Origin of the sequence: Streptomyces sp. NPDC090798, assembly GCF_044768965.1 — a bacterium.
Lineage (GTDB): Bacteria > Actinomycetota > Actinomycetes > Streptomycetales > Streptomycetaceae > Streptomyces.
The window spans coordinates 90,599-116,165 of record NZ_JBIVXA010000013.1; the positions used below are offsets into that span (position 1 = coordinate 90,599).

21 protein-coding genes are annotated in these 25,567 nt (G+C 71.5%); 10 read left to right on the forward strand and 11 right to left on the reverse strand.

Annotated features, from left to right (window positions below):
* Window positions 1-87: 87 nt before the first annotated feature.
* Together ACIQTP_RS27420 and ACIQTP_RS27425 are read left to right on the forward strand one after the other, a co-directional pair.
* A complete protein-coding gene (locus ACIQTP_RS27420) occupies window positions 88-282 on the forward strand; it encodes a hypothetical protein (protein WP_402044689.1) in 195 nt (64 codons plus the stop codon).
* A gap of 174 nt (window positions 283-456) precedes the next feature.
* Entirely contained in the window at window positions 457-1,545 is a 1,089-nt protein-coding gene (locus tag ACIQTP_RS27425; protein WP_403404645.1) for a glycosyltransferase 87 family protein, read from the forward strand.
* Here the strand turns inward: ACIQTP_RS27425 and ACIQTP_RS27430 are convergent.
* Window positions 1,503-3,146, reverse strand: coding sequence for a DNA repair helicase XPB (locus ACIQTP_RS27430; RefSeq protein ID WP_402044686.1), 1,644 nt, complete (start codon window positions 3,144-3,146; stop codon window positions 1,503-1,505). The two genes, ACIQTP_RS27425 and ACIQTP_RS27430, sit on opposite strands and share 43 nt — an antisense overlap.
* 75 nt (window positions 3,147-3,221) lie before the next feature.
* Entirely contained in the window at window positions 3,222-5,810 is a 2,589-nt protein-coding gene (locus tag ACIQTP_RS27435; RefSeq protein WP_403404337.1) for a helicase-associated domain-containing protein, read from the reverse strand.
* Window positions 5,811-6,158: 348 nt separating this feature from the next.
* Here ACIQTP_RS27435 and ACIQTP_RS27440 point away from each other — a divergent pair, with 348 nt between their 5' ends.
* Window positions 6,159-7,169, forward strand: a complete 1,011-nt coding sequence (locus tag ACIQTP_RS27440; protein ID WP_403404340.1) for a hypothetical protein — start codon at window positions 6,159-6,161, stop codon at window positions 7,167-7,169.
* Between the two features lie 55 nt (window positions 7,170-7,224).
* Window positions 7,225-7,896, forward strand: a complete 672-nt coding sequence (locus ACIQTP_RS27445) for an HAD family hydrolase (protein WP_403404343.1) — start codon at window positions 7,225-7,227, stop codon at window positions 7,894-7,896.
* On the opposite strand, the gene ACIQTP_RS27450 is transcribed toward ACIQTP_RS27445, so the two are convergent.
* On the reverse strand, window positions 7,872-8,138 hold the full coding sequence (locus ACIQTP_RS27450; protein WP_403404345.1) for a hypothetical protein: 267 nt from the start codon (window positions 8,136-8,138) through the stop codon (window positions 7,872-7,874). The genes ACIQTP_RS27445 and ACIQTP_RS27450 overlap by 25 nt on opposite strands.
* Window positions 8,139-8,345: 207 nt before the next feature.
* Here ACIQTP_RS27450 and ACIQTP_RS27455 point away from each other — a divergent pair, with 207 nt between their 5' ends.
* On the forward strand, window positions 8,346-8,729 hold the full coding sequence (locus ACIQTP_RS27455) for a cold-shock protein (RefSeq protein WP_054235168.1): 384 nt from the start codon (window positions 8,346-8,348) through the stop codon (window positions 8,727-8,729).
* 89 nt (window positions 8,730-8,818) lie between these two features.
* Here ACIQTP_RS27455 and ACIQTP_RS27460 read toward each other — a convergent pair whose 3' ends face one another.
* From ACIQTP_RS27460 to ACIQTP_RS27475, 4 genes are read right to left on the reverse strand one after another with little or no spacing between them, the layout of a single operon-like run.
* Window positions 8,819-9,682, reverse strand: coding sequence for a 1,4-dihydroxy-6-naphthoate synthase (locus ACIQTP_RS27460; RefSeq protein ID WP_403404348.1), 864 nt, complete (start codon window positions 9,680-9,682; stop codon window positions 8,819-8,821).
* Complete coding sequence (locus ACIQTP_RS27465; protein ID WP_403404351.1) at window positions 9,660-10,397, reverse strand: futalosine hydrolase; 738 nt, start codon at window positions 10,395-10,397, stop codon at window positions 9,660-9,662. The genes ACIQTP_RS27460 and ACIQTP_RS27465 overlap by 23 nt, the downstream gene beginning before the upstream one ends.
* Before the next feature lie 26 nt (window positions 10,398-10,423).
* Complete coding sequence (locus tag ACIQTP_RS27470; RefSeq protein ID WP_403404354.1) at window positions 10,424-10,909, reverse strand: DUF2771 domain-containing protein; 486 nt, start codon at window positions 10,907-10,909, stop codon at window positions 10,424-10,426.
* A gap of 59 nt (window positions 10,910-10,968) precedes the next feature.
* The gene (locus tag ACIQTP_RS27475; RefSeq protein ID WP_403404357.1) at window positions 10,969-12,399 is read right to left on the reverse strand and encodes an MFS transporter; all 1,431 of its coding nucleotides are present in this window, start codon (window positions 12,397-12,399) and stop codon (window positions 10,969-10,971) included.
* 476 nt (window positions 12,400-12,875) lie between these two features.
* Between ACIQTP_RS27475 and ACIQTP_RS27480 the strand changes: the two genes are divergently transcribed.
* The 4 genes from ACIQTP_RS27480 to ACIQTP_RS27495 all read left to right on the forward strand — a co-directional run bounded on the left by ACIQTP_RS27480 (window position 12,876) and on the right by ACIQTP_RS27495 (window position 19,689).
* A complete protein-coding gene (locus tag ACIQTP_RS27480; RefSeq protein WP_403404360.1) occupies window positions 12,876-13,802 on the forward strand; it encodes a DUF3027 domain-containing protein in 927 nt (308 codons plus the stop codon).
* A 465-nt stretch (window positions 13,803-14,267) separates the two neighbouring features.
* Window positions 14,268-17,468: a sacsin N-terminal ATP-binding-like domain-containing protein gene (locus ACIQTP_RS27485; RefSeq protein WP_403404363.1), complete on the forward strand. Its 3,201-nt coding sequence runs from the start codon at window positions 14,268-14,270 to the stop codon at window positions 17,466-17,468.
* A 284-nt stretch (window positions 17,469-17,752) separates the two neighbouring features.
* Window positions 17,753-18,532 (forward strand): calcium-binding protein, encoded by a 780-nt coding sequence (locus ACIQTP_RS27490; protein WP_403404366.1) that lies wholly within the window; start codon window positions 17,753-17,755, stop codon window positions 18,530-18,532.
* A gap of 224 nt (window positions 18,533-18,756) precedes the next feature.
* The gene (locus ACIQTP_RS27495) at window positions 18,757-19,689 is read left to right on the forward strand and encodes a hypothetical protein (protein WP_403404369.1); all 933 of its coding nucleotides are present in this window, start codon (window positions 18,757-18,759) and stop codon (window positions 19,687-19,689) included.
* A gap of 86 nt (window positions 19,690-19,775) precedes the next feature.
* Here the strand turns inward: ACIQTP_RS27495 and ACIQTP_RS27500 are convergent, their stop codons facing one another.
* From ACIQTP_RS27500 to ACIQTP_RS27510, 3 genes are all read right to left on the reverse strand, one after another.
* Window positions 19,776-20,006 carry a hypothetical protein gene (locus ACIQTP_RS27500; protein ID WP_403404372.1) on the reverse strand — a complete coding sequence of 77 codons (231 nt, stop codon included), beginning with the start codon at window positions 20,004-20,006 and terminating at the stop codon, window positions 19,776-19,778.
* A 36-nt stretch (window positions 20,007-20,042) separates the two neighbouring features.
* On the reverse strand, window positions 20,043-22,442 hold the full coding sequence (locus ACIQTP_RS27505; RefSeq protein ID WP_403404373.1) for a cation-translocating P-type ATPase: 2,400 nt from the start codon (window positions 22,440-22,442) through the stop codon (window positions 20,043-20,045).
* A 205-nt stretch (window positions 22,443-22,647) separates the two neighbouring features.
* Window positions 22,648-22,926 (reverse strand): DUF2530 domain-containing protein, encoded by a 279-nt coding sequence (locus tag ACIQTP_RS27510; RefSeq protein ID WP_403404376.1) that lies wholly within the window; start codon window positions 22,924-22,926, stop codon window positions 22,648-22,650.
* A gap of 281 nt (window positions 22,927-23,207) precedes the next feature.
* Here ACIQTP_RS27510 and ACIQTP_RS27515 point away from each other — a divergent pair, with 281 nt between their 5' ends.
* Window positions 23,208-24,659: an NCS2 family permease gene (locus tag ACIQTP_RS27515; protein WP_403404379.1), complete on the forward strand. Its 1,452-nt coding sequence runs from the start codon at window positions 23,208-23,210 to the stop codon at window positions 24,657-24,659.
* A 610-nt stretch (window positions 24,660-25,269) separates the two neighbouring features.
* Here the strand turns inward: ACIQTP_RS27515 and ACIQTP_RS27520 are convergent.
* Entirely contained in the window at window positions 25,270-25,452 is a 183-nt protein-coding gene (locus ACIQTP_RS27520; RefSeq protein ID WP_329367041.1) for a ribbon-helix-helix protein, CopG family, read from the reverse strand.
* Window positions 25,453-25,567 lie beyond the last annotated feature (115 nt).

Sequence of the window (25,567 nt, forward strand, 5' to 3'; positions counted from 1 at the left end):
CGCAGAGGCCTGGAGGCGTACGAGGGGCCGCCGAGGTTCGGTCCATAGGCCGACGCCATAAGGGGTCGCGCATTTCATCATGGATACATGAGCGCAGCAACCTTCACCCCAGGCCCTTCCCAACGCGGTCCCGCCGCTCGTGGCGCGACCGCCTTCTCCGTCGGCCACCACCGCCACCGTGTCGGCGACGCCCTGCGCGCCGTCAAGGTCTTCGTGGGCGCGGCGTTCGGCGTGGTGCTCCTCGGTGAGTACGAGGAGGAGGCGGGCGTACGACGCCGGTGAGCCGTCCCCCGGGGTGAACCGCCCCGGCACTAGGGTCGCTCCGTGCTTCAGCGGAACGTGACCGATCGCTCACTCGACGAAGTTCTCCCGTTCTCCGTCCCCCGTTTCTCCGTCCTCCGCCTCTCCGCCTCCCGTTTCCCCCGCTCCCTTCCGCCCTTCCTTCTGCCCGTCCTTCTGCTTGCCGCTTCCCTCGCGGCGTTCGCCGCGCTGTGTCTCCTCCGGCGCACCCCGATGGCCGACGCGCTCGTCTACCGGGCCGAGGGTGCGGCCGTCGTCCACGGCACGGATCTCTACGGGTTCACCGTCACCGAGTGGCATCTGCCCGCCACGTACCCGCCCTTCGCGGCGGTTCTCTTCGTCCCGCTGGCCTGGCTCCCGCTGCCCCTTCTCAAGGCGGCCTTCGTCGCCGGGAACGTGGCCCTGCTGGCCGTGCTGGTCCGGCTCTCCTGCCGTCTCGCGGGCCTGCCGACGCGGCTGCCCGCGCTCTGCGCCGCCACCGCGCTCGCCCTGTGGCTCGAACCCGTCTTCCAGACCGTGCTCTTCGGCCAGATCAACCTCGCCGTCGCCTGCCTGATCCTCTGGGACCTGACACGGCCGCCCGGCGCCCCGGGCAAGGGCATCGCTCTCGGCATCGCGGCCGGGGTGAAACTGACCCCCGCCGTCTTCGTGGCGTATCTGCTGCTCAGGGGCCGGCGACGGGAAGCGGCCACCGCCCTGGCGGCCTTCGCCGGGACCGTACTCCTGGGAGCGCTCGCCCTTCCCGCCGCGAGCGTCGACTTCTGGACCCGGCGGCTCTACGAGACCGGCCGCGTCGGCAAGGTGTGGATCGTGGACAACCAGTCGCTCCAGGGGCTGATCGCCCGGCTGCTGGGGGATCCGGCGCCCGGTCCGCTGTGGGCGGCACCCGCGCTGGCCGTCGCGGCCGCGGGGCTGTGCCTGGCCCGCCGCGCGCGCACCGACCGCCAGGGCGTCCTCGTCACCGCCCTCACGGCCCTGCTGATCTCGCCCATCAGCTGGTCGCACCACTGGGTGTGGTGCGTCCCGCTGATCGCCGTGCTGTACGCCGAACACGGCCCGCGCCCGGCCGCCGCCACCGCCGCGGTGTTCGCGGCCCGCACCCTCTGGCTGGTCCCGCACCAGGGCGATCTGGACCTCCATCTACCCTGGTGGCAGCAGCCGTTTGCCTCGCCGTACCCCCTGCTGGGGTTGGTGCTGCTGGTTCAGTTGTCGGCCAGGAGCTCGTCAGCGTCGACGATCCGGTAGGCGTACCCCTGTTCCGCCAGGAACCGCTGCCGATGCGCGGCGAAGTCCTGGTCGATGGTGTCGCGGGCGACCACGGAGTAGAAGTGCGCCTGGTGGCCGTCGGCCTTCGGGCGCAGCACGCGGCCAAGCCGCTGGGCCTCCTCCTGGCGCGAGCCGAAGGTGCCCGACACCTGGATCGCGACAGTCGCCTCCGGCAGGTCGATGGAGAAGTTGGCGACCTTCGACACGACGAGCACGCTGATCTCGCCCTCCCGGAAGGCGCCGAACAGCTTCTCCCGCTGCGCGTTGCTGGTCTCGCCCTTGATGACGGGCGCGTTCAAGTGCTCGCCCAGCTCGTCGAGCTGGTCGATGTACTGGCCGATCACGAGGATCTGCTGCCCCGCGAACTTCCGCACCAGCGCCTCGGTCACCTTCCGCTTGGTCGCGGTCGTCGCGCAGAAGCGGTACTTCTCCTCGGTCTCGGCGGTCGCGTAGGCGAGCCGCTCGGAGTCGGTGAGGTTGACGCGGACCTCGACACAGTCGGCGGGCGCGATGTAGCCCTGCGCCTCGATCTCCTTCCAGGGCGCGTCGAACCGCTTGGGCCCGATGAGCGAGAAGACGTCCGACTCGCGTCCGTCCTCGCGGACCAGGGTCGCGGTCAGGCCCAGCCGCCGCCGCGCCTGGAGATCGGCCGTGAACTTGAAGACGGGCGCGGGCAGCAGGTGCACCTCGTCGTAGACGATGAGCCCCCAGTCCCGGGAGTCGAAGAGCTCCAGGTGGGGATAGACGCCCTTCCGCTTGGTCGTCAGCACCTGGTAGGTGGCGATGGTGACCGGGCGGATCTCCTTCCTCGTGCCGCTGTACTCGCCGATCTCGTCCTCGGTCAGCGAGGTCCGCTTCACCAGCTCGTGCTTCCACTGCCGGGCGGAGACGGTGTTGGTGACGAGGATGAGCGTGGTGGCCTTGGCCTGCGCCATGGACCCGGCCCCGACGAGCGTCTTGCCGGCTCCACAGGGCAGGACGACGACGCCCGACCCACCGTGCCAGAAGTTCTCCACGGCCTGCTTCTGGTACGGCCGCAGCGCCCAGCCGTCCTCGGCCAGCTCGATCGGGTGCGCCTCCCCGTCGACGTACCCGGCGAGGTCCTCGGCAGGCCAGCCCAGCTTCAGCAGCGTCTGCTTGATCTGCCCGCGCTCGGAGGGGTGCACGGCCACGGTGTCCGGGTCGAGCCGGGCGCCGACGAGCGGGATGATCCGCTTCGACCGGAGGATCTCCTCCAGGACGGGCCGGTCGGTGGTGGTCAGGACCAGCCCGTGGGCCGGGTGCTTGCTGAGGGTGAGACGACCGTAACGGTCCATCGTCTCGGCGATGTCGACGAGCAGCGCGTGCGGCACGGGGTAGCGGCTGAACTCGACGAGCGCGTCGACGACCTGCTCGGCGTCGTGGCCCGCGGCGCGCGCGTTCCACAGGCCGAGCGGTGTCACCCGGTAGGTGTGGATGTGCTCGGGCGCCCGCTCCAGCTCGGCGAACGGCGCGATGGCCCGACGGCAGGCGTCGGCCTGCTCGTGGTCGACTTCCAGGAGCAGGGTCTTGTCGCTCTGGACGATGAGGGGTCCGTTCACACCCGTCCCTTTCTGCGTGCCGTCACCCCGCGCGGATGACCGGCCAAACGTCCAGTGTGCCTCAAGGGGCGGTGATCACGGCTGGTCGTCGGCGAGCTCGGCGACCCCCGTCACGCGGTGCAACGGGTACGTGCGGACCTCGTCCGCGGTGTGGTCGTACGCCGTCACGAAGCCGCCCTCCACCCGGATCGGGGCGATCACGCGCTGGCTGGCGGCGCCCTCGGCGTTCACGTACCCGATCCACACCGCCTCGCCGGTCATGACGGCGGCCTGCATGGTGGCGAGGGTCTCGGCGGAGCTGGTGCGCGGCAGCTCGCCGTTGCCCGGCGCCGGTGTCTGCGTGTCCTTGCGCGGGGTCGTGGAGGCCAGGTCACCGGCGCGGATGGCGCGGACCGCGGCACCGAGGAGCGTGGCGTCGGGCACCGGCGGGCCCTCCGGGACCGGCACGGGGGCGGAGCGCGGCGGGGTGCGGTGGGCGTGGGCGCGGGTGATCAGCACATCACCCTCGGCGGACTCCGCCGCGGGCGCGAAGCCCATGGAGCGCAGGCCCTCCAGCAGGGCCGCCGGGTCGGCCTGGGCGGCGAGCACGGTGGGCGCGAGGCGGCGCAGCCGCAGTCCCTGCGAGCGCTTGTCGGCGAGGATCTCGCTCAGCAGCGCGTCGTCGTCGCAGCGGACGTACGCCGAGGCCGCCCCGATCCGCAGATGGCCGTGTCTGCGCGCCACGTCGTCGATCAGATAGGCGAGCGGCTGCGGGACGGGCGTGCGGGAGTGGGCCGCGAGGAACGCGTGCAGGTCCGAGGCCGACCGGCCCGCGTCCAGGGCCCGCCGTACCGACCCCGGGGTGAAGCGGTAGACCGTCGCCCCGCCCTTCGACTCGACGTCCGCGAGCACGCCGAGCGCGTCGGCGAGGGGACGTTCCAGCGGGCCGGGGGCGACGGCGGTCAGGTCCGCCTGGAGGAGGACGTGGTCCAGGGGTTCGGGCAGCAGCGGGGCGAGGAGCCGGGCGGCGTGGGCGGCGGCAGCGGCCTGCTCGGCGGGGGAGTGCGGGGTTACGGAGAGGGGGGCCTCGACGGCGGGGCGGTGGTGCTTGTGGGCGGGGAGCTTGTCGCCGGGACCGGACGGGGCGCGCGTCCCGGTCTCCCGCACGCTCGCCGCGGGCAGCCCCAGCAGCGCCCGCCCCTGTGCCGAGAGGGCGCCCCGGCCGGTGACTCCCAGCAGCTCCGACTCGGACAGCGTCCACCGGGCGAGCCGGACCCGCAGATCCTCGGCCGTGCCCCGGTCCCCTCGCAGGGGACGCTCCCACTGGAGGTGGGCGAGGACCGAGTCGGGGGTGGCGGCGGCGCCCTCGGGGAGGGTGGCGAGGAGGGTGAGGACGCGGTGGCGGACCTCGGGGGCGGCCGACCGGTCCAGCCCGGGGCCCAGCGCCGACAACGTACGGTCCTTCGTGTCCCGCCCGCCGATCAGGCCCGCCGTACGGGTCGCGGTCAGCCACGCCGAGGCGAGCGCGGCCCACCGCTCGGCGGCGGGCCTCTCCAGCCACTCGTCATAGCCCGGGGTGGCCGCGTACCGCTCGTCCGCCTCCCCGTCCGAGGCCAGCAGCCCCGCCGCGTAGGCGAGCTCGACCCAGAACGCGGCGATCGGCTCCGCGACGTCCAGCGCCACCGCCGTCCGCTTCAGGTCCCGCACGCTGAGCCCACCGGCGCGCAGTACGGCGGGCCCGCCCTCGTGCCAGTCCTTCAGCAGCTCCTCGACGGTGGCGAGCGCCGTGTACGCCTGGCCCGCCGCCGCACTGTCCACAACCTGTGGACGGTGCGTCCGCGCGGCCTCGACCGCCGGGGCGACCGGCTCCGTCGCCCGGTGCGCGCGTCCCGCCCGCAGATGCAGGGCGACCTCCCGGGGCAGTACGACCGTGCCGGGCGCCGTCGGCAGCAGCAGGCCGCGGTCGATCAGCCAGCGCAGATGACGTGCCGGGTCGGCGGTCACCTGGCCGTACGGCGGCCCCCACACCAGCCGGGACAGCACGTCCACCGCCTCGGCCGGGGCGGTGTCGAGGAGCGCCGACATCCGCGCCCGGTCGGTGAACAGTCCGGTGAGCGAGGCGACGGCGGAGACGGAGTCGTGGGTGGTCGGTAGTCCGGCCTCGGCCACGATCTCCTGGATACGCCCGGGGGACATCCCGGCCGTGGCCTCGGCGACGGTCGGTCCGAGGCCCGTGGGGGACGGGTGCTGGGGGGACGGTGTGAGCAGCTCGCGCGCCGTCCGTACGAGGCGCAGGCGGTCGTCGGGGCCCCACACCAGGGCCTGCTCGCGGAGCGTCCCCAGAGCGCGCGGGAACGCCGCCGTGACCGCCGGGTCGTTGTCGTCGCCCGCCAGCAGCGCGAGCAGTTCGTCGTGCGTCGCCGGGTCCGACGCGACGGCGAGGGCCTCCGCGGTCTGGAGTGCGAACCGGTCCAGGCGCTCCAGGGCGCGGACCACCGAGGCGCGGGTGCCGGCGCGGGTGGCGAGCTGGGTGAGGTCCGTGGGGACGGGGGTGATGAGGTCGGGGCGGGTGTGGAGGAGGGCCGACAGGGAGGCGTCGTCCCGGGCGCGGAGGGCTTCCGCGAGGGAGCGCGGAGCGGTGCCCTGCGGGGCGGGGTCCGGCGTGGGGTGCTCCTCTGTGCTCATCCGCTCAACGGTAGTGGTTTCTCGCCCCCGCCGCCCCTACCCACCCCATCCCCGGGGCTACGCCCCGGACCCCGGGTGTGTTGTCCGGCTGCGGGTGGGCGGGGCCGATCGCGCAGTTCCCCGCGCCCCGGAAGGGGGGCCGGGGCGTAGCCCCGTGCTCCAGGGGCGCGGGGAACCGCGCGACCAGCCCCCACCCAGCCGCGGTTGACGAACCCGCCCGGGGGTTTGGGGGCGGAGCCCCCGAGTGGGGATGGGTCGGGTAGGGGCGGCGGGGGCGAAGAACTCGGGGTGTACGCGGTACCGTCGTGGCCACGGGGTTTACAACGTGCGCGCCCCGGAGGGGACTTCGTGGGGATTGAGAGCGACCAGCTCGTATTCGACTATCTGAGCCGCGTCGGAGACCTGGCCCAGCAGCGCCAGCTGCCCTCGGCCACCCGCATGCGACTCGTCTCGGAGCTGCGCAACGAGATCGACCGACGCCGGGCGAAGGCCCCCGTCGACAGCCCGGCCGCCGTCCGCCGCATCCTCTCCCGCCTCGGCACCCCGGACGACATCGTCGCCGCCGCCCGCGAGGGCGCCCCCGAGGCCGGTACGGACACCTGGGCCGCCGTCCCCACCCAGCGCGCCGGTGAGGCCGACGACCGCCCCAAGGGCCTGCGCCGAGTCGTCCCGAGGCCGCGCCCGGCGGAACCGAAACCCACGCCCCGCCCCACCGCGGCCGAAGACGCCCCCTCCCCGCCCCACCTCGCGAGCACGCACGAACTGGGCGACAGCTCCGCGGATCCGGACTGGTGGCGCAAGGACACCAGCCCGTTCGGGCTGGGGGACAGCGTGCCGGGATTCGTCGGCGGCGTGGAGATCCCCGAACTCCTCAAGCCGCCACCGAAGCACGAGGACGGGGACGCGACCGGGGACGAGGACGATACCGACTCCGCAGAGAAGGCGCCCAAGGCCGAGAAGGCCGCCCCCGTCGAAGAGGCCGACGTCGCCGTCGCGCCCCGTCGCCGGCTCCCCCGTCCAGGCAACTGGAGCAACCCCCTCCTCCTGCTCGCCGCCGTCCTCCTCGTCGTCGGCGCCGCCCTCGGCAACTGGTTCGCCCTCGGCCTCGGCTGGCTCATCGCCTGGGCCTCCCGCCGGCTGAGCCCCGTCGAGTCGAAGTGGGCCGTGCTCGGCATGCCGGGGCTGGCCGTGACGGCGGGCGTCGTCTGGCTGTGGGGCCGTACGGACGGCCGCTGGGGCGATCCCATCGTCAAGGGGCACATGAACGAGGCGGTCGCGCAGACCTGGCCGTGGGTGGTCAGGGGCGCGGCCGTGGCCTCGGCGCTGTACCTGGTGTGGCGCTCACAGCGACGCCGCTGACCCGCGCGACCGACCGCCACGGGCCACCACATGGGCACGTGAGCAGGTGGGCACAATGGTCCATATGCCTATCGCATCGACGACGCCCCGAACTCCCCGCCTGCTGACCGTCGGTTTCGACCTCGACATGACCCTGATCGACTCCCGCCCCGGCATCCACGCCTGCTACCAGGCACTTTCGGAGCGCACGGGGACGTACATCGACTGCGACCTGGCCGTCACGCGGCTCGGACCGCCGCTGGCGGAGGAGCTGATCAACTGGTTCCCGGCGGACCAGGTCCCCGCGATGGCCGACCTCTACCGCGAGATGTACCCCGAGCACGCCATCACCGGCACGCTCGCGATGCCCGGCGCCCGCGAGGCCGTCACGGCGGTCCGCGCGGCGGGCGGGCGCGCGGTCGTCGTCACCGCGAAGTGGGAGCCCAACGCCAAGCTGCATCTGGACCACCTGGGCATCGACGCCGACGCGGTCGTCGGCAACCTGTGGGCCGAGCAGAAGGCGCAGGCGCTGCGGGAGCACGGCGCGAGCGTGTACGTCGGCGACCACACCGGCGACGTCCGCGGCGCGCGCACCGCGGACGCGTACTCCGTCGCGGTCGCCACCGGCCCGTGCGACGCGGCGGAGCTGCGCGCGGCGGGCGCGGACGTGGTGCTGGCCGACCTGACGGAGTTCCCGGCGTGGTTGAGCGACTACCGCGGGGACTACCGGGAGGCCGTACGGGCCTGAACCGCGCGGGCCTGACGGCGCCCCGCGGCGACGGACCGCAGCACCCCCGCCGCGGCGATCAGGAACCCGACGCCCATGAGCATGCTCAGGCCGAACATGTACGTCGGAAAAGGCTTTGTATGGAGGAGTAGCGGGGCCACGGTGACGAGTGTGGCCACGGCTCCGGCGAAGAACACGATGGCACCGGCACGGATCAGCCGGTCACCGGGCTCGGCGGAATTCGGTTGGGTTTTGTCACGCACCGGACCAGGGTAGTTCCCAGCGCGAAGGAACAATCCGGCGACGTCTTGTCACCGGCCCCGGGACCATTAGCCTTGGTACCGGCGGGTCCGACGACCCGCTGTAGTGCTATCCGGGGCAGTTTCCGACCGTTGCCCGTGCAACGGCCCGAGTATGCGCCCGTGCAGTTTTCAGAGCAGTTTCCGACGAGTACGAGGACGAGGACAGACGTGCCTACCGGCAAGGTCAAGTGGTTCAACAGCGAGAAGGGCTTCGGCTTTCTCTCCCGCGACGACGGCGGCGACGTCTTCGTTCATTCCTCGGTCCTGCCCGCCGGAGTAGATGTGCTCAAGCCCGGCCAGCGCGTGGAGTTCGGCGTCGTCGCCGGCCAGCGCGGTGACCAGGCGCTTTCGGTGACCATCCTGGACCCGACCCCCTCCGTCGCGGCCGCCCAGCGCCGTAAGCCGGACGAACTGGCCTCCATCGTGCAGGATCTGACGACCCTTCTCGAGAACATCACGCCGATGCTGGAGAAGGGCCGCTACCCCGAGAAGGCCTCCGGCAAGAAGATCGCGGGCCTCCTGCGAGCGGTCGCCGACCAACTCGACGTATAGCCCCCGCGGACGGACGGAAGCGCCGGAAGCGTATGCGGGCCGAGGGGCGTGATCAGCCCCTCGGCCCCGTCCATGCCGTCGGCCGGGGATCAGGGGAATGACAGGGCGTGGGGTCCGAGCGCCGGGACCAGTCCTTCGGCGGCGGCGCGGGTGAGCAGGCCCCGGATCGCGGCGTAGCCGTCCTCTCCGAGGTCGGCGGTGAACTCGTTGACGTACAGGCCGATGTGCTGGTCGGCGACGGCCGGGTCCATCTCCTGCGCGTGTTCGAGGACGTAGGGGCGGGAGGCCTCCGGGTCGTCCCAGGCGGCGCGGACCGAGGCGCGGGCGGCGTCGGCGAGGCCCTTCAGACGCTCCTCGCCCAGCGACCGCTTGGCGATGATCGCGCCGAGGGGGATGGGCAGTGCGGTGGTGCGCTCCCAGTGCTCGCCCATGTCGGCGAGCTTGTGCAGCCCGTAGTTCTGGTAGGTGAAACGGGCCTCGTGGATGACGAGTCCGGCGTCGACCTTCCCGTCCCGTACCGCCGGCATGATCTCGTGGAAGGGCATGACGACGATCTCGCCGACCCCGCCGGGAACGGTGTCCGCGGCCCAGAGGCGGAAGAGCAGGTAGGCGGTCGACCGCTCGCTCGGCACGGCGACCGTGCGCCCGGTGAGGTCCGCGTCCGGTTCGCTGGTGAGGACCAGGGGCCCGCAGCCCCGGCCCAGCGCGCCCCCGCACGGCAGCAGCGCGTACTCGTCGAGGACGTACGGCAGGACGGCGTAGGACACCTTCAGCACGTCGAACTCGCCGCGCTCGGCCATGCCGTTGGTGATGTCGATGTCCGCGAAGGTCACGTCGAGCGCGGGCGCGCCCGGGACGCGGCCGTGGGCCCAGGCGTCGAAGACGAAGGTGTCGTTCGGGCAGGGCGAGTACGCGATCTGCAGCGTCTTGTCAGGGCTGGTGGTCTGGGTCATGTGGGTTCCAACTCTCCAGGACGGGCGCGAGCTTCCCGAACGCCTCGGTGAGGGCCGCGAGAGCCTCGCCGATGCGCCAGGCGGCGCGGTCGCGCGGGCCGACGGGGTTGGAGACCGCGCGCATCTCCAGGACGGGCACACCGTGCGCGGCGGCCGCCTCGGCCACCCCGAAGCCCTCCATGGCCTCGGCGAGGGCGCGCGGGTGGCGGGCCCGCAGCTCGGCGGCGCGCTCGGCGCTGCCGGTCACGGTGGACACGGTCAGTACGGTTCCGGCGCGTCCACCCGTGGCCGACACGACGTCTCGTACGAGTGATGGTGGCGGACGGTGGCTGACGGTCCCGAACCCGAGCTCGGTGACCGGCAGGAACCCGTCCGCGGTCTCGGCGCCCAGGTCCGCCACGGTGATCTCGTCGGCGACGACGAGGGATCCCACCGGGGCCTCAGGCTGAAAACCGCCCCCGATGCCGGTGGAGACGACGAGGTCGTAGGGGGCGCCGTCCAGGGCGGCCGCGGTGAGCGCGCCCGCGGTGGACGACGCGGCCGGAGCGGGCCCCACCCCGGCGGCCAGCAGATCGAGGGTCACGCGGGCTTCAGCGCTGTCGCGGGAGGCCGGGGACAGCCGCTCCAGGGTCGTCCCGGGCAGCCGCAGCGAACGGCCGGCGGCAGTGAACGCCCCGGCCACCGCGTCCCTCTCCACGGGAACGGCGGTGGCCACCAGCACCTTCAGCCCAGCGGCAGCGATCAGGCGTCCTTCTTGAGCTTGAAGGACCACAGCCCGGTCACGGTCTTGTCGCCCTCCTTGATGGAGACCAGCGTGGAGTTGCCGCTCGCGCCGTACTGCGCGTTGAAGAACACGCTGCCCGGGATCGTGCGGTACGTCTTCTTGCTGGAGTCGGTCAGCGGCTGACCGTTCATCAGGATCGTCCAGCCGTTGTCGGCGATCTTCGGGTCCACACCGAACCGGACGGTCTCGTCGGGGTCGACCTTGATGGACTTGATGTCCGTGCCCTTGAGGCACTTGGCCAGGTCCGCGGTCTTCACCGCCTTGCCGTCGTTGTAGCAGGCGGTCTCGGAGCTCACGGAGTTCTTGCCGACCGTGATGGTGGCCAGCGGCGTCGGCTTGTCACAGGCGGACAGGACGAGAAGTCCGGCGGAAACGGCGCCGAGAGCGGCAACGGCGCGACGGCGATGTCCATTGGCGGCTCTGCCGCGGGGCAGGGAGGTCATGGCCGAAGGCTATCGGGCACGTCCACCGCTCCCCCCACGTGGGGTACGGCGTGCCGCCCTCAGGCCACGCGTGACCGCACCGGGCCCTCGTGCCGCGCCGCGCCGAGCAGCCCCCGCACGGTGGTCAGCCATCCGACGGCGACGATCGCGGCGGCCACGGACAGGCCGAGCGTGCCGTTGAGGGGCAGCACGATGCCGATCGCGCCGCCGAACACCCAGGCCACCTGCAACAGCGTCTCCGAGCGCGCGAACGCCGACGTACGGACGAGTTCCGGCACGTCCCGCTGGATCAGCGCGTCCAGGGAGAGCTTGGCGAGCGCCTGAGAGAACCCCGCGACCGCCGTCAGACAGGCCACCAGGAAGGCCCCGAAGAATATGGCGGCGGTGATCGCGGCCCCCAGCACACCCGCGACGACCGTCACGATGATGATCTCCGGGGCGCGCGATTTCAGCCAGGCCCCGACCGCCGTGCCGAGCGCGTTGCCCGCGCCCGCCGAGACGCCCACTATCCCGAGCGAGACGGCCGCGCTCTCGCCGGTGAGCGGGTGCTCGCGGAGCAGGAAGGCGAGGAAGAAGATCAGGAAGCCGGAGAGACAGCGCAGGGCGGCGTTGGCGCCGAGGGCGTGGGTGACGGCCGTACCGACGGTGCGCAGGCCCGGCCGCCGCAGCTTGTCCCTGATGAGCTGCGGTCCGTGCAGATGCTCCTCGTCCGCGATGAGCAGCGCCCGGTCCTCGCCCTTGGCCGAGTCGACCTTGGGAGGCAGCGTGAACGACAGGAACGTGCCCGCGATGAAGATGACGAAGGCACCGTAGAGCGGATAGCGCGGGCCGAGGGCCTGCAACCCCGCCCCGATCGGCGCGGCGGCACCGGTGGCCAGGAGGCCGCCCAGGGTGACCCGGGAGTTCGCCTTCACCAGGGAGAACCGGGGTGGCAACAGCCGCGGCACCACGGCACTGCGTACGACCCCGTACGACCTGGACGCGACCAGCACGCCCAGCGCGGCGGGATACAGCTCCAGGCTGCCGGTCACGACCGCGCCCGACAGCAGCAGCGCGAGCAGGGCCCGCGCGAACATGGCGCCCGCCATCGCGGCCCGGCGGCCGTGCGGGAGACGGTCCAGGAGCGGGCCGATCACCGGGGCGAGGACGGTGAAGGGCGCCATGGTGATGGCGAGGTAGAGAGCGACGCGCCCGCGCGCCTCGTCGGTGGGCACCGAGAAGAAGACGGTGGAGGCGAGCGCGACGGTGATCATGACATCGCCGGCGCCGTTCACCGCGTGCAGCTCGATCAGTTTCCCGAGCCCGGATTCGCCCGCCCCGTGCGCGTGCGTCGCCTTGCGGATCCCGCGCGCCGTTCCGGTCACCGGGAAGTGCAGGGCACGGCCCACCGCGCGGACGGAACCGGTCATCCGGCCCGATCCGCCACTTCTGGTGCCGCCCTTGGCAGCGCCGACACCGGCGGCTCCCTGGGGCGACCTCGCGGCTGCCACCCCGCAATAGTGCCCCGAGAAGTGCGAACGTAGTGCGGTTACCACGCGTATAGCGGCCGAGTGGGCTGGTGACGGGCCGCACGCGGGTCGCGTGTCGGGGTGCCGAACCGGACCGGGGCGGGGGCGAGGAGCGTTTTCCGGCCGACCGCGACAGTTGTGCGAGGTTCTTTTCGATCCGTACGAGAGGGGGTGTGGGGTGGGAAAACACTGCCTCGGAGCGGTCCGGAAACCCGGCGCGGAGTGCGGAAGAGCCCCGCCGGTGTGGGCCCAGGGCTCAGGAGAAGGTAGCGTGCGTAGCGCGCCTGCGGCGGTTGTTCTCGGCCGCGCGCCTCTCGGTCATCCCGCAGAATGGATGACGTAGGTGCGCCCGAGTGCGATCGGGCGTGGACGTCGACGCGGCCCACCGGTCCGCTCCGTCCGCACTCCCGCCGAGGAATGGCGCACCCGTGAGACGGCGTAGGAGAGAAGCGATACCTGTGAGCGCAGCGACAACGCGAAGCCGCACCCCTGACCGCCTGTGCGCCGAGGCCGTCGACCTCGCGCGTACCGCCGCCGAGGAGGCCGCCGCCCCCGGCGTCGTCGGCGAGCACGTGGGACTGGTCTCCGAGGGGGACCGCGTTGTCACGCACTACTTCGAGTGCAAGGAGTTCGGGTACCGCGGCTGGCGCTGGGCCGTGACCGTCACCCGTGCCTCCCGCGCGAAGGTCGTCACCCTCGACGAGACGGTGCTGCTGCCCGGCCCCGACTCCCTGCTCGCCCCCGAGTGGGTGCCGTGGAGCGAGCGGCTGCGCCCCGGGGACATGGGCCCCGGCGACCTGCTGCCCACCGACGCCGAGGACCTCCGTCTTGAGCCCGGTTTCTCCGGGGAGGACGAGCCCGCGCCGAACTCCGCGGTCTCCCAGGACATGGCGGAACTGGTCGAGGCGGAGGACGCCGAGGTCACCGCCGGCACCCCCGCGCACCTGCCGGTCGCTCCGCGCCGCGGCTCGATCGCGGCCGTCGCGGAGGAACTCGGCCTGCGCCGGGCCCGTGTCCTCTCCCGGTACGGCCTGCATGTCGCGGCCGACCGCTGGGAGGAGTCGTACGGCCCCAAGACGGCGATGGCCCAGGCCGCCCCCGCGTCCTGCGTCAGCTGCGGCTTCCTGAATCCCATCGGGGGCTCGCTCGGGCAGGCGTTCGGCGTGTGCGCCAACGAGTTCTCTCCGGCGGACGGGCGTGTCGTCTCCCTCTCCTACGGCTGTGGCGGTCACTCCGAGGCCGCGGTCATGCCCAAAACTCCCCGGCCGGCCCCTCCGGTCATCGACGAGACCCAGGTCGACCCCTTCCCGCTCCGCCCCTCCCCGGACTCCGGTTCGGTCTCCCTCACCCCCGACGAAACCGCAGCGGAACTGGGCCACTCGTAGGTCCCCTCGCCCCCGCCGCCCCTACCCGTCCCATCCCAGGGGCTGCGCCCCTTCGACCCCGCCGGGGGCTGCCGCCCCCTGGACCCCCGCATCGCCTGACGGCCTCGTCCTCAAACGCCGGACGGGCTGAAGATGCGCGAGCGCCCCTTCAGGGGCGCGGGGAACTGCGCGACCAGCCCCCACCGGGCCCGCAGCCAAACGAATCGGGGGGGGGCGGAGGTGCGGGCCCTGGAAGGCCGGGTGCCTCGGGGTTTTCAGGGGCGCGGGGAACCGCGCGACCAGCCGTCACCGGCCCGTAGACAGGAGATCTGCGGGCGGGGATCCGGGGCGTAGCCCCGGTTCAGAGGCCCGCGGTGGCTCGCACGCACCGTGGGCCGGGCCGGAACCCCTTCCGCCGCGCGGTACCTTCGTGCGGCGGCCGAGCCCAGCGCTCGCGATCGCGTGAAGCGAGAGGGAGAGTGAACCGTGAGCAAGTTCGTGCGGCCGGCAGCCGAGGGCGCGGACCCGTTCGGCACGGCCCGCCTGCGCCGCGGCGTGCAGGACGCCTGGGCCACCAGCCCGGCCCGGTTCCGCGAGGACGCCAACGCCGAAGAGGACCTCGTCCTCGGCGGCTACCGGGACCGGCTCGTCGTCGAGCTCGCCCAGAACGCCGCCGACGCGGCAGCCCGCGCCGGCGTCCCCGGCCGTCTCCGCCTCACCCTCCGCGACGGAGTACTCCTCGCGGCCAACACCGGCGCCCCCCTCGACGCGGCCGGCGTCGAATCGCTCGCCACCCTCCGCGCCTCCGCGAAGCGGGACGCGCACGACACCGCCGTCGGCCGCTTCGGCGTCGGCTTCGCGGCCGTCCTCGCGGTGACCGACGAGCCCGCCGTGGTCGGCCGGCACGGCGGCGTGCGCTGGTCCCTCGCCGAGGCCCGCGAACTGGCGGCGGACACCGCCCGCCACAGCCCGGGGCTGGGCGATGAGATCCGTCGGCGCGACGGCCATGTGCCGCTGCTCCGGCTGCCGTTCGCGGCCGAGGGCACCGCCCCCGACCCGTACGACACCGTCGTGATCCTCCCGCTGCGCGACCCCGCCGCCGAGGGCCTCGCCGAGCGCCTCCTGCAGAACGTCGACGACGCCCTCCTGCTCGCCCTCCCGGGCCTGGAGGAAGTGATCGTCGAGCTCGGGGAGGGCGGCGAGGACGTACGCACGCTGCGGCGCCGCGGCGACGAGCACGGCGTCACCATCGAGGACTCCCGCCACGGCACCACGCCCTACCGCACCGTCTCCCACCACGGTCCCCTCGACCCCGCCCTCCTCGCCGACCGCCCGGTGGAGGAGCGCCTGCGCCCGCACTGGTCCGTGACCTGGGCCGTCCCGGTGGGCGCGGACGGCACGCCCGCCCGGCCCCGTACCAGCCCCGTCGTGCACGCGCCCACGCCCAGCGACGAACCCCTCGGCGTGCCGGCCCTCCTCATCGCCTCCCTCCCGCTCGACACCACCCGGCGCCACGCCGCGCCGGGCCCGCTCACCGAGTTCCTGGTGGAGCGCGCCGCGGACGCCTACGCCGAACTCCTCGCCGCCTGGCGCCCGGTGGACGCCGGGATCATCGACCTCGTGCCCGGCCCGCTCGGCAAGGGCGAGCTGGACGGCACCCTGCGCCAGGCGATCCTGGACCGGCTGCCGCGTACCGCCTTCCTGCCGCCCGCCGTCCCGCGGGCCAAGGACCAGGACACTCCGGCGGACTGGCCCGAGAGCGACGGCGGGACCGGGGCCGGGATCGGTCTCGCGGAGATCGTGGAGAACCCGGACGCCCTCCGGCCGCGCGACGCGGAGGTCGTCGAGGGCGCCGGTGCCGACACCGTCCGCGTCCTCGCCGAGGTGATCCCCAGCCTGCTGCCCGCCGGGCTGGAACGCCGGGTGGAGCTGCGGACGCTGGGGGTCGCCCGCGTCCCGCTCACCGAGGCCGTGGACCGGCTGGCCGGCCTGGAGAAGGACCCGGGCTGGTGGTGGCGGCTCTACGACAGCCTCGCCGGCGTCGACCCGGACCGGCTCTCCGGCCTGCCCGTACCGCTTGCCGACGGCCGTACGACCATCGGCCCCCGCCAGGTCCTGCTGCCCGACCCCGACGGCGGCGCCCAGCACGCCGCCCCCGACACGCTGGCCCGCCTCGGCCTCAAGGTCGCCCACCCGGACGCCGCCCACCCCCTCCTGGAGAAGCTGGGCGCCCTCCCGGCCACCCCCCGCGCCGTCCTCACCACCCCGCAGGTGCGTGCCGCCGTCGCCGCCTCCCTCGATGACGAGGGGGCGGCCTGGGACCAGGAGACCCCGGACACCGAGGAGTTGGCGGACCTCGTCCTCGCCCTCGTCCGCGACGCCGCCCTCGAACCCGGCGACGAACCCTGGCTCGGCGCCCTCGCCCTGCCCGACGAGGAGGGCGAACTCCTCCCCGCGGGCGAGCTCGTACTGCCCGGCAGCCCCTTCGCGCAGGTCATGCGCGAGGACGAACTCGCCTTCGTCGACGGCGAGCTGGCCGACCGCTGGGGCGAACAGCCGCTCGCGGCCTGTGGTGTGCTCGCCAACTTCACCCTCGTGCGCACCACCGACGTCGTCCTCGACCCGGACGAACTGGAGCCCCGCGACTCGGACTTCGCCGAACCCGACGACGCGGGTCTGCTGGACGCCGTCGACGTGTGGTGCGAGGACGTCCTCGACCGGCTGCCCGACACGCCGGTGCCGCCGGTCGCCACGGAGATCGTCGCCGTACGGGACCTGGACCTGGTCGACGACGACCGCTGGCCGCAGGCACTCGCCCTGCTCTCCCGGCCGCCCCTGCGGGACGCGCTCACCCAGCCGGTGCGGATCCTCCTCCCGGACGGCACGCACGAGATCGTCCGGCCGTACACGGCCTGGTGGCTGCGCGACCACCCCGTCCTCGACGGCCGTCGCCCGGCCGGTCTGCGGGCGGAGGGCGGCGACCCCCTCCTGCACGGCCTGTACGACGCCGCCGACGCCACCGGTTTCGACGACGAGCAGGTCCTGCGAGCCCTGGGCGTACGCACGTCCGTGGCCGCCCTCCTGGGCGAGCCCGGCGGCGCCGCCGAACTCCTCGACCGGCTGGCCGACCCCGCCCGCGAGGTCTCCGGGTCACAACTCCACGCCCTCTACGGGGCCTTGGCCGACCTCGAACCCGAACAGGTGACCCTGCCGGACGAGTTGCGGGCCGTGGTGGACGGCGAGGTGGTCGTCGTGGACGCCGCCGACGCCGTGGTCGTCGACTCGCCCGACCTGCTGCCCTTCACCGGCGGTATGCCGCTGCTCCCCGTACGGCCCACGCGCGCCGCCGATCTCGCCGAGCTCTTCCAGGTGCGGCGGCTCAGCGAGTCGGTGACCGGCGAGGTGACCTCGGAGGGCACCGAGCACGACGTACCGGAGTCCGTACGGGTCCTGCTGGGTCCCTCGACCCCCACCTCGTACGTCGAACACGAGGAACTCGTCGTCGACGGCACCGAACTGGACTGGCGCCGCACGCGGGACGGGGTGCTGCACGCCGCCACCGTGGAGGGCGTGGCGGCCGGCCTCGCCTGGGCGGCCGGACAGTGGCCGCGCCGCTTCGAGGTCGCGGCCCTGCTGGAGGACCCGTCCCGCACGGAGGAACTGGCCCGGGACCGCTGGTTCGACTGAGCCCGGGGTACGGGCCCGTCGGAGGGGAGCTGGCTGCGGGCCCGTCGAGGGCGCTGGGTGCGAGCCCGTCGGAGGGCGTGCGCGGTCGTCCGACTCCCCTCCGGCGGGCCCGTGTTGTGACCTTCGTCATACCCGCACGAAGTTTCCATCACCCGTACAACCATTCGCTCTCGTCGCGGATCTGATCACCCGAGTCAACAGACTCCATGATCATTTGGGCCCCGTACGTGACCGCGAGCTGTGGAACGAGGAGCGTCGGGGCCCCTTCTCGACCTGGGGAACACATGCGCATGCGTGCCACCCTCGGCGTTGTCACCGGCGCCCTGGCCCTCTCCGCTTTCGCCGTGCCTGCCGCGCAGGCCGACGAGGTCCACGGAGACACCGCGATCTCGAACGTCGTGGTGAACGGCGGCAAGCCGGTCGTCGTCGGCGCGACCGCGAAGAAGACCATCACCGTCAGCTTCACCGTCAAGGACGCCTCGGGCGTCGACTGGGCGCAGGCGATCCTGTACCACGGCGCGAACATCGACGCGGCCGACAGCGGTGCCGTCGCCAACAGCAGCGACGGCCGTGCCACCTGCACCAAGGTCAACGCCACGACGTCGACCTGCAAGTCGACCTTCGACATGAAGCCGGCCTATAACCTGATCAACTCCGTGGCCGGCGGCTGGAAGGTCTGGGCGGTCGCCACGGGCAAGGACGCCGACTACGTCCAGAAGGACAACGCCAAGGGCTTCCAGGTGCAGCGCCTGTCGAAGCTGACGGTCAACGCCGCGCCGGAGCCGGTGAAGAAGGGCAAGACCATCACGGTTACGGGTGCCCTGACCCGTGCCAACTGGGACGCCGCCAAGTACTCCGGTTATGGCACTCAGTCGGTGAAGCTGCAGTTCAAGAAGAAGGGCGCGACCGCCTACACCACGGTCAAGACGATCAAGACGTCCACCACCGGTGCGCTGAAGACGACGGTCACGGCGTCCGTCGACGGCACCTTCCGTTACTCCTTCGTGGGCACCTCGACCACCCCGGCGGTCAACGCCACGGGTGACTACGTCGACGTGCAGTAAGACGGTCCATCACCGTCCCGCGGCGCAGTCGGGAGGACCCGGCGCGCCGCGGGACGTGGTCTCTGGCCATGTGGGCACAAATTTTTCATCACTCGTACAACCATTCGCTCCTGTCACGGATCTGATCATCCGAGTCAAGAGACTCCACATCACTTGGGCCCCGAGTGACGACGAGCCGTGAGGAACGACCACCGGCGGGGCCCCTTTCTCCACTTGGGGATCGCATGCGCATTCGAGCCACTGTGGCTGCCGTTTCCGGCGCCCTGGCCCTCTCCGCGTTCGTCGTGCCGGCCGCGCACGCCGCCGACTCCGCCTCCTCTTACCGCGCGGACGTCGCCAAGGTCCTGGAAGCCGCGCACTCTGCGTCCGGCAGGACCGCGTTCAGTGCCACCACCGCCGCTGACGCCGAGCCCTACGCCCTCGACGTCACCTTCTCCAACCTCAAGGTGAACAGCGGCAAGGCCATCGCGGTCGGTACCACCAACCATGTCGCCGTTCCGGTCACGTACACCCTGACCCACGGCGCCGACGTCGACATCACGGCCGCCGACTTCCAGACCGGCCCCTACATCTACAAGGGCGCCTTCAGCGACCCGGACAACATGCTCTTCGGCGTCGACGCCGCGAAGTGCACCGTCACCTCGTCGACCGCCGCTTCCTGCAAGGGCAACATCGACATCTACCCGGCCGAGGGCGACCTCATCAACTCGGACGCCGGTGCCTGGAAGGCCGCCGGCCTGGCCATCGCGCTCAACGGTCAGGACCCGAGCAGCTCCAGCTTCGACATCACCAAGGTCGGAGTCGCCGAGAAGGGCGGCTTCACCTCCCCGAACGTGCAGCGCTACTCCAAGTTGACGGTCAACGCCTCCCCGGAGCCCGTGAAGAAGGGCAAGACCATCACGGTCACGGGCAAGCTGACCCGCGCCAACTGGGAGACGAACAAGTACGCGGGCTACACCGGCCAGTCCGTGAAGCTGCAGTTCCGCAAGAAGGGCGGCACCACCTACACCACGATCAAGACGATCAAGACGGATGGCTACGGCAACCTGAAGACGACCACCACGGCGTCCGTCGACGGTTACTACCGCTACAGCTTCGCGGGCACCTCGACCACCCCGGCCGTCAGCGCCGCGGGTGACTACATCGACGTGCGCTGACGCGCGCGAGCCGCGACACGAAGGCCGGGTGCCGCCCCGTTGACGGGCGGCACCCGGCCTTTGCTCTTCCCGGTGTGCGTCGACCCTCAGTCGGCCAGGACCTCAAGAAAATACTCGTAGTGGTCGAGGTCGAGGCCGACTCCCGTAAGGCGCCGCAATTCACTCCCGTGGGGCTTCTCCAAGGGATAAACGTCGGTGAGTTCGGCGGCCGGAACTCCCAGCATCGCCGACACGGCGTTCACGTCGACGGTGGACAGCTCCGTGACCGAATCCGGAGAGTCCGCGTCTTTCTTGTAGCGGGCGACAACGAACCGCATGGCATCACTTTCCGCGTGGTGGGACGGACGGCAAGGTTACGCCGGGAACCGGCGGTCCACCCATCTCCACAGGAACTCCAGAGTGGCCGCCGCCGCCACCGAGATGCCCACCGCGATCCACGGCATCTGCACGCCCACCAGCTTCAGAGCGAAGAAGTGCTGGAGCCACGGCACGATCAGTACGACGAGGAACGCCAGGCCCATCGAGGCCACCAGGGCGATGCGCCACCAGGTGTACGGGCGGGCGATGATCGCCAGCACCCACATCGAGATCAGGAACAGCGTCAGCGTGGCGGCGCTGGTCTCCGCGTCCAACTCGCCGGGCCCGGTGTAGTGGTGACGGGCCACCAGGTAAGTGATGAAGGTGGCGACGGCAGCGACGACGCCCCCGGGGATCGCGTACCGCATGACCCGCTGGACGAAGTGCGGTCTCGCCCGCTCCGTGTTGGGGGCGAGCGCGAGGAAGAACGCCGGGATGCCGATGGTCAGGGTGGACAGCAGGGTCAGGTGCCGGGGCAGGAAGGGGTATTCGACCCGCCAGCACACCACCAGGATGGCCAGCAGCACCGAGTAGACCGTCTTCACCAGGAAGAGGGTCGCGACGCGGGTGATGTTGCCGATGACCCGGCGGCCCTCCGCGACCACCGAGGGCAGCGTCGAGAAGCTGTTGTTGAGCAGCACGATCTGGGCCACCGCCCGGGTCGCCTCCGAGCCCGAGCCCATGGACACGCCGATGTCGGCGTCCTTCAGGGCGAGCACGTCGTTCACGCCGTCGCCCGTCATCGCGACCGTGTGACCGCGCGACTGGAGCGCGCCCACCATGTCCCGCTTCTGCTGCGGGGTGACCCGTCCGAACACCGTGCCCTTGTCCAGCGACTTAGCCATCTCCTCCTTCTCGTCGGGAAGGTGGCGCGCGTCCACGACATCGCCGCTCAGGCCGAGCTTCCCGGCCACCGCGCCCACCGAGACCGCGTTGTCGCCGGAGATGACCTTCGCCTTGACGTCCTGTTCGGCGAAGTAGCGCAGGGTGTCCGCCGCGTCCGGGCGCAGCCGCTGCTCCAGGACCACCAGGGCGGTGGGCCGGGCGCCCTCCGTCACCTTGGGGTCGTCGAGGTCCTTCGAGGCCTTGGCGAGCAGCAGCACCCGCAGCCCGTCCTCGTTCAGCCGCCCGGTCTCGGCGAGCGCCGGGTCCCCGTCGGGCAGCAGCACGTCGGGGGCGCCGAGCAGCCACGTACTCGACTCTCCGTTGCCCTCGCTGAAGGACGCCCCGCTGTACTTGCGGGCCGAGGAGAACGGCAGCGACTCGGTGCAGCGCCAGTCCTCGCTGTCCGGGTAGGAGTTGATGATCGCCTGGAGGGAGGCGTTGGGGCGCGGGTCGGACTCGCCGAGCGCCCCGAGGGCCTTGCGTATGTACGTCTCGTCGGCGCCCTGGATCGGCCGCAGCTCGGTGACGTCCATGCCGCCCTCGGTGAGGGTGCCGGTCTTGTCGAGGCAGACGGTGTCGATGCGGGCGAGGCCCTCGATGGCGGGAAGTTCCTGCACGAGGCACTGTTTCCGGCCAAGCCGGATGACGCCGATCGCGAAGGCCACGGAGGTGAGCAGGACCAGGCCCTCGGGGACCATCGGGACGATCCCGCCGACCGTACGGGCGATGGAGTCCTTGAAGCCGTGCTGCTTGACCACGAGCTGGCTGATGACCAGACCGATCGCGGTCGGGATCATCATCCACGTCACGTACTTGAGGATCGTGGAGATACCGCTGCGCAGCTCGGAGTGGACCAGCGTGAAGCGGGACGCCTCCTCGGCGAGCTGTGCCGCGTACGCCTCCCGCCCCACCTTCGTCGCGGTGAACGCGCCGCCGCCCGCGACCACGAAGCTGCCCGACATCACCGCGTCGCCGGGGTGCTTGACCACCGGGTCCGCCTCACCGGTGAGCAGTGACTCGTCGATCTCCAGACCGTCGGCCTCGACGCACGAGCCGTCCACGACGATCTTGTCCCCGGGCCCGATCTCGATCATGTCGCCCAGCACGATCTCCGACGTGCTGACCTCGCCCGCGACCCCGTCCCTGCGGACCGTCGGCTTCGCCTCGCCGATCACCGCGAGGGAGTCCAGGGTCTTCTTGGCCCGCCACTCCTGGATGATGCCGATCCCGGTGTTGGCGATGATCACGTACCCGAACAGGCTGTCCTGGAACGGCGCCACGAACAGCATGATCAGCCAGAGCACACCGATGATCGCGTTGAACCGGGTGAAGACGTTGGCGCGGACGATCTCGCCCATGGAGCGGCTGCTGCGCACGGGGACGTCGTTCACCTCGCCGCGGGCGACCCGTTCGGCCACTTCGGCGGCGGACAGCCCCGGGGCCCGTTTGGGGGCGGGCAGGGGCACGGGGTGAACAGGGTCGAGTTCGGCGCCCGCGTCGATGTGCGTCATGCATTCGACGGTACGTGCGGAAATACGGCTTCACCCGCCGAGTGCCCCAAAGATCCGACCAGCGGAGGACCGGAGCGGCGGTGAGTGATGCCGTGGTTGTAGGGGGAGCCGGCTGATCCGCGGCAGCGGAGGGTTGCTCCGCGGTACCGCAGGGGGGTTGCTCCGCAGTGCTGGAAGAGGGTTGTTCCGCGGTGGCGGAGGGCGGTTACTCCGTAGTGGCGGACGAGGACCGCTCCGCTTCCGCGGCGGCCCTCTTGAGGGCGGCGTCGCGCCCGCGGACGTACCAGATGCCGATCAGGCCGAGGCCCGCGCCGGCCAGGCAGGTCCACAGCCACCACAGGTGCCCGTGGTCGTCGAACCAGCCGTAGAACGGCAGCTGCGCCACGAAGAGGACGAACCAGAGGATCGTGCCGCCCGTGATGGTGGCGACGACGGGGCCCTCCAGGGGCTCCGGCGCCTCGTGCTTGGGGGTCCACTTCGCCATGGACACAGCTTACGAGGCCGTCCGTGCCGGCTCCGCCGGGCCCGTGAGCCCCTTGTATACCAACGGTCTACGCGCGGAGATAGCGATTTCGGACTCATATGTTCATACTGAAACGGTCTGAGTCTGGCTCCTTCTGTTCGTACGAAACACCAACAGAAACATCTGGGAAACCTGTTGGTGATCGCGCAGCGGCCAGACTCGATCATGTTTCCCCCAGCCCGGCGCCGTCCCCGCCCGGCGCCAGTCCTGGCCCGCAAGGCCCCGCACGTATGAGGTCACCCATGTCCACCTCGGCCACCACCAAGGCCCCCGCCCCGGACCAGCCGGGGCCCGGCCCCGCGCAGGGCGCGCTGGACCGCTACTTCAAGATCTCCGAGCGCGGCAGCTCCCTGCCCCGCGAGATCCGCGGCGGTCTGGCCACCTTCTTCGCGATGGCCTACATCATCGTGCTGAACCCGATCATCCTGGGCAGCGCGAAGGACATGTACGGGCACCACCTGGACAACGGCCAGCTGGTCACCGCGACCGCCCTGACCGCGGCCTTCACCACGCTGCTCATGGGCGTCATCGGCAACGTGCCGATCGCGCTGGCCGCGGGCCTCGGCGTGAACACGGTCGTCGCCCTCCAGCTCGCCCCGCGGATGTCCTGGCCGGACGCCATGGGCATGGTCGTGCTGGCCGGTTTCATCGTGATGCTCCTTGTCGCCACCGGTCTGCGTGAGCGCGTCATGAGCGCCGTGCCCCTGGGCCTGCGCAAGGGCATCGCGATCGGTATCGGCCTGTTCATCATGCTGATCGGCCTGGTCGACTCCGGCTTCGTCACGCGCATCCCGGACATCGCGCAGACGACCGTGCCGCTCCAGCTCGGCGCCGACGGCCACCTCAACGGCTGGCCCGTCCTGGTCTTCATCCTCGGCACGCTGTTCACCCTTGCGCTGATGGTGCGCAAGGTGCCCGGCGCGATCCTGATCTCGATCGTCACGATGACGGTCGTCGCGGTGATCATCAACGCCGTCGCCAAGATCCCGTCCTGGGGTCTGACCACCCCGAAGTGGCCGGGCAACCCGGTCGCCACCCCGGACTTCGGGCTCGTCGGCAAGGTCAGTCTCTTCGGTGGCTTCGACAAGGTCGGCGTGCTGACCGGCATCCTCTTCGTGTTCACCGTGCTGCTGTCGACCTTCTTCGACGCGATGGGCACGATCATGGGCATCAGCGACGAGGCCAAGCTGACCGACGCGCAGGGCAACATGCCCGGCATCAACAAGGTCCTCTTCGTCGACGGCATCGCGGTCGCCGCGGGCGGCGCGACCTCCTCCTCCGCCACCACCTGCTTCGTGGAGTCCACGGCGGGCGTCGGCGAGGGCGCCCGCACCGGCTTCGCGAACGTCGTCACCGGTGCGCTCTTCGCCGTGGCGCTGTTCCTCACCCCGGTCGCCACGATGGTCCCGTCCCAGGCCGCCACGCCCGCGCTCATCGCGGTCGGCTTCCTGATCATGTCCCACTCGGTCAAGGAGATCGACTGGGCGGACTACACGATCGCCATCCCGGCCTTCGTGACGATGATGATGATGCCGTTCACCTACTCGATCACGAACGGCATCGGCATGGGCTTCATCACCTTCGTGGTACTGCGCCTGGCCGCCGGCCGCGCCCGGGAGATCCCGGTCGCGATGTACGTCGTCTCGGCGGTGTTCGCCTTCTACTACCTGATGCCGGCCCTGGGGCTGACGTAGCCTCGGGTTTCACCGTATAGGCGTATCCGTCTGCTCGCTGGAGCAGGCGGATACGCCTATGGCGGATGCCTTGAACGGTCCCCTGCGCAGTGGTGACGTTGAAGCTGCCACTGGATCGGACAGCGACCCGGCCCGTATATGTTCCGGCTCGTTTGCCGGACGGAACGGTTGCCCGTACGAGGTCGCCGGTCTGGTAGCCGTAATGCCGTTTGATCCGGGTGAGATTCAAGCGCGGGAAGCCATATTTATCAGGTCGGGTGTGAGCATATGAGCCACGTCCGGTGGCTGTGACAACGAGTACCTGCGCAGAGATGCGCACGATGGCGTCGCCTTGTTCATGGTCCAGGTTTGGCGAGTTGCCTCTGAGTGGCGTTCATCGCGGCCGAGTCCCGCAGTGGTGCCCTGGCCTGTCCGAGAATTCTGGCCAGGCGCGCACGGCGGGGTGGGTCTTCTCACCCGTATGAAACGTAGTCATCCATGGCACCTCCATTCGCGGATGACTTGAGCTGGTCAACCTGGTCTCGCTCGACACCACGAGCGGACACCGGCCGCTTGGCCAGTGGGCGGTTGGACTCGCGATGACTTCGACGAGCCGGAACTCGGCGGTGCCCTACCCCACGCCGTAGAACTTCCTGGTCTCTTCGACAGCTGCCTTGAAACGTTCGTCGAAGTCGTCCCGGGCGAGCGTCTGGAGCACGTAGTCCTGAACGCTGATTCCACGTCGCGCGGCATGTATCCGGAGCCGGTCGAGCAGCTCCCCGTCTATCCGCAGGCTGAGCACGCTGGTCCCCATGCAGTCGAGGGTCGCGGGCGTCGGGTGGACGAGGGGTCACTTTCTGGAGGCGACTCACTCATATGGGTGATGTAAAGGTTCAGTGGCCCGTGTCACGGGCATCCTGTGGCTCTTT

What these genes read in the sequence shown, in the direction of transcription:
- ACIQTP_RS27420 (WP_402044689.1), top strand. Translation starts at nt 88, where the DNA reads ATGAGCGCAGCAACCTTCACCCCAGGCCCTTCCCAACGCGGTCCCGCC.
- ACIQTP_RS27435 (WP_403404337.1), bottom strand. Translation starts at nt 5,810, where the DNA reads ATGAGCACAGAGGAGCACCCCACGCCGGACCCCGCCCCGCAGGGCACC.
- ACIQTP_RS27445 (WP_403404343.1), top strand. Translation starts at nt 7,225, where the DNA reads ATGGTCCATATGCCTATCGCATCGACGACGCCCCGAACTCCCCGCCTG.
- ACIQTP_RS27460 (WP_403404348.1), bottom strand. Translation starts at nt 9,682, where the DNA reads ATGACCCAGACCACCAGCCCTGACAAGACGCTGCAGATCGCGTACTCG.
- ACIQTP_RS27470 (WP_403404354.1), bottom strand. Translation starts at nt 10,909, where the DNA reads ATGACCTCCCTGCCCCGCGGCAGAGCCGCCAATGGACATCGCCGTCGC.
- ACIQTP_RS27490 (WP_403404366.1), top strand. Translation starts at nt 17,753, where the DNA reads ATGCGCATGCGTGCCACCCTCGGCGTTGTCACCGGCGCCCTGGCCCTC.
- ACIQTP_RS27495 (WP_403404369.1), top strand. Translation starts at nt 18,757, where the DNA reads ATGCGCATTCGAGCCACTGTGGCTGCCGTTTCCGGCGCCCTGGCCCTC.
- ACIQTP_RS27500 (WP_403404372.1), bottom strand. Translation starts at nt 20,006, where the DNA reads ATGCGGTTCGTTGTCGCCCGCTACAAGAAAGACGCGGACTCTCCGGAT.
- ACIQTP_RS27505 (WP_403404373.1), bottom strand. Translation starts at nt 22,442, where the DNA reads ATGACGCACATCGACGCGGGCGCCGAACTCGACCCTGTTCACCCCGTG.
- ACIQTP_RS27510 (WP_403404376.1), bottom strand. Translation starts at nt 22,926, where the DNA reads ATGGCGAAGTGGACCCCCAAGCACGAGGCGCCGGAGCCCCTGGAGGGC.
- ACIQTP_RS27515 (WP_403404379.1), top strand. Translation starts at nt 23,208, where the DNA reads ATGTCCACCTCGGCCACCACCAAGGCCCCCGCCCCGGACCAGCCGGGG.
- ACIQTP_RS27520 (WP_329367041.1), bottom strand. Translation starts at nt 25,452, where the DNA reads ATGGGGACCAGCGTGCTCAGCCTGCGGATAGACGGGGAGCTGCTCGAC.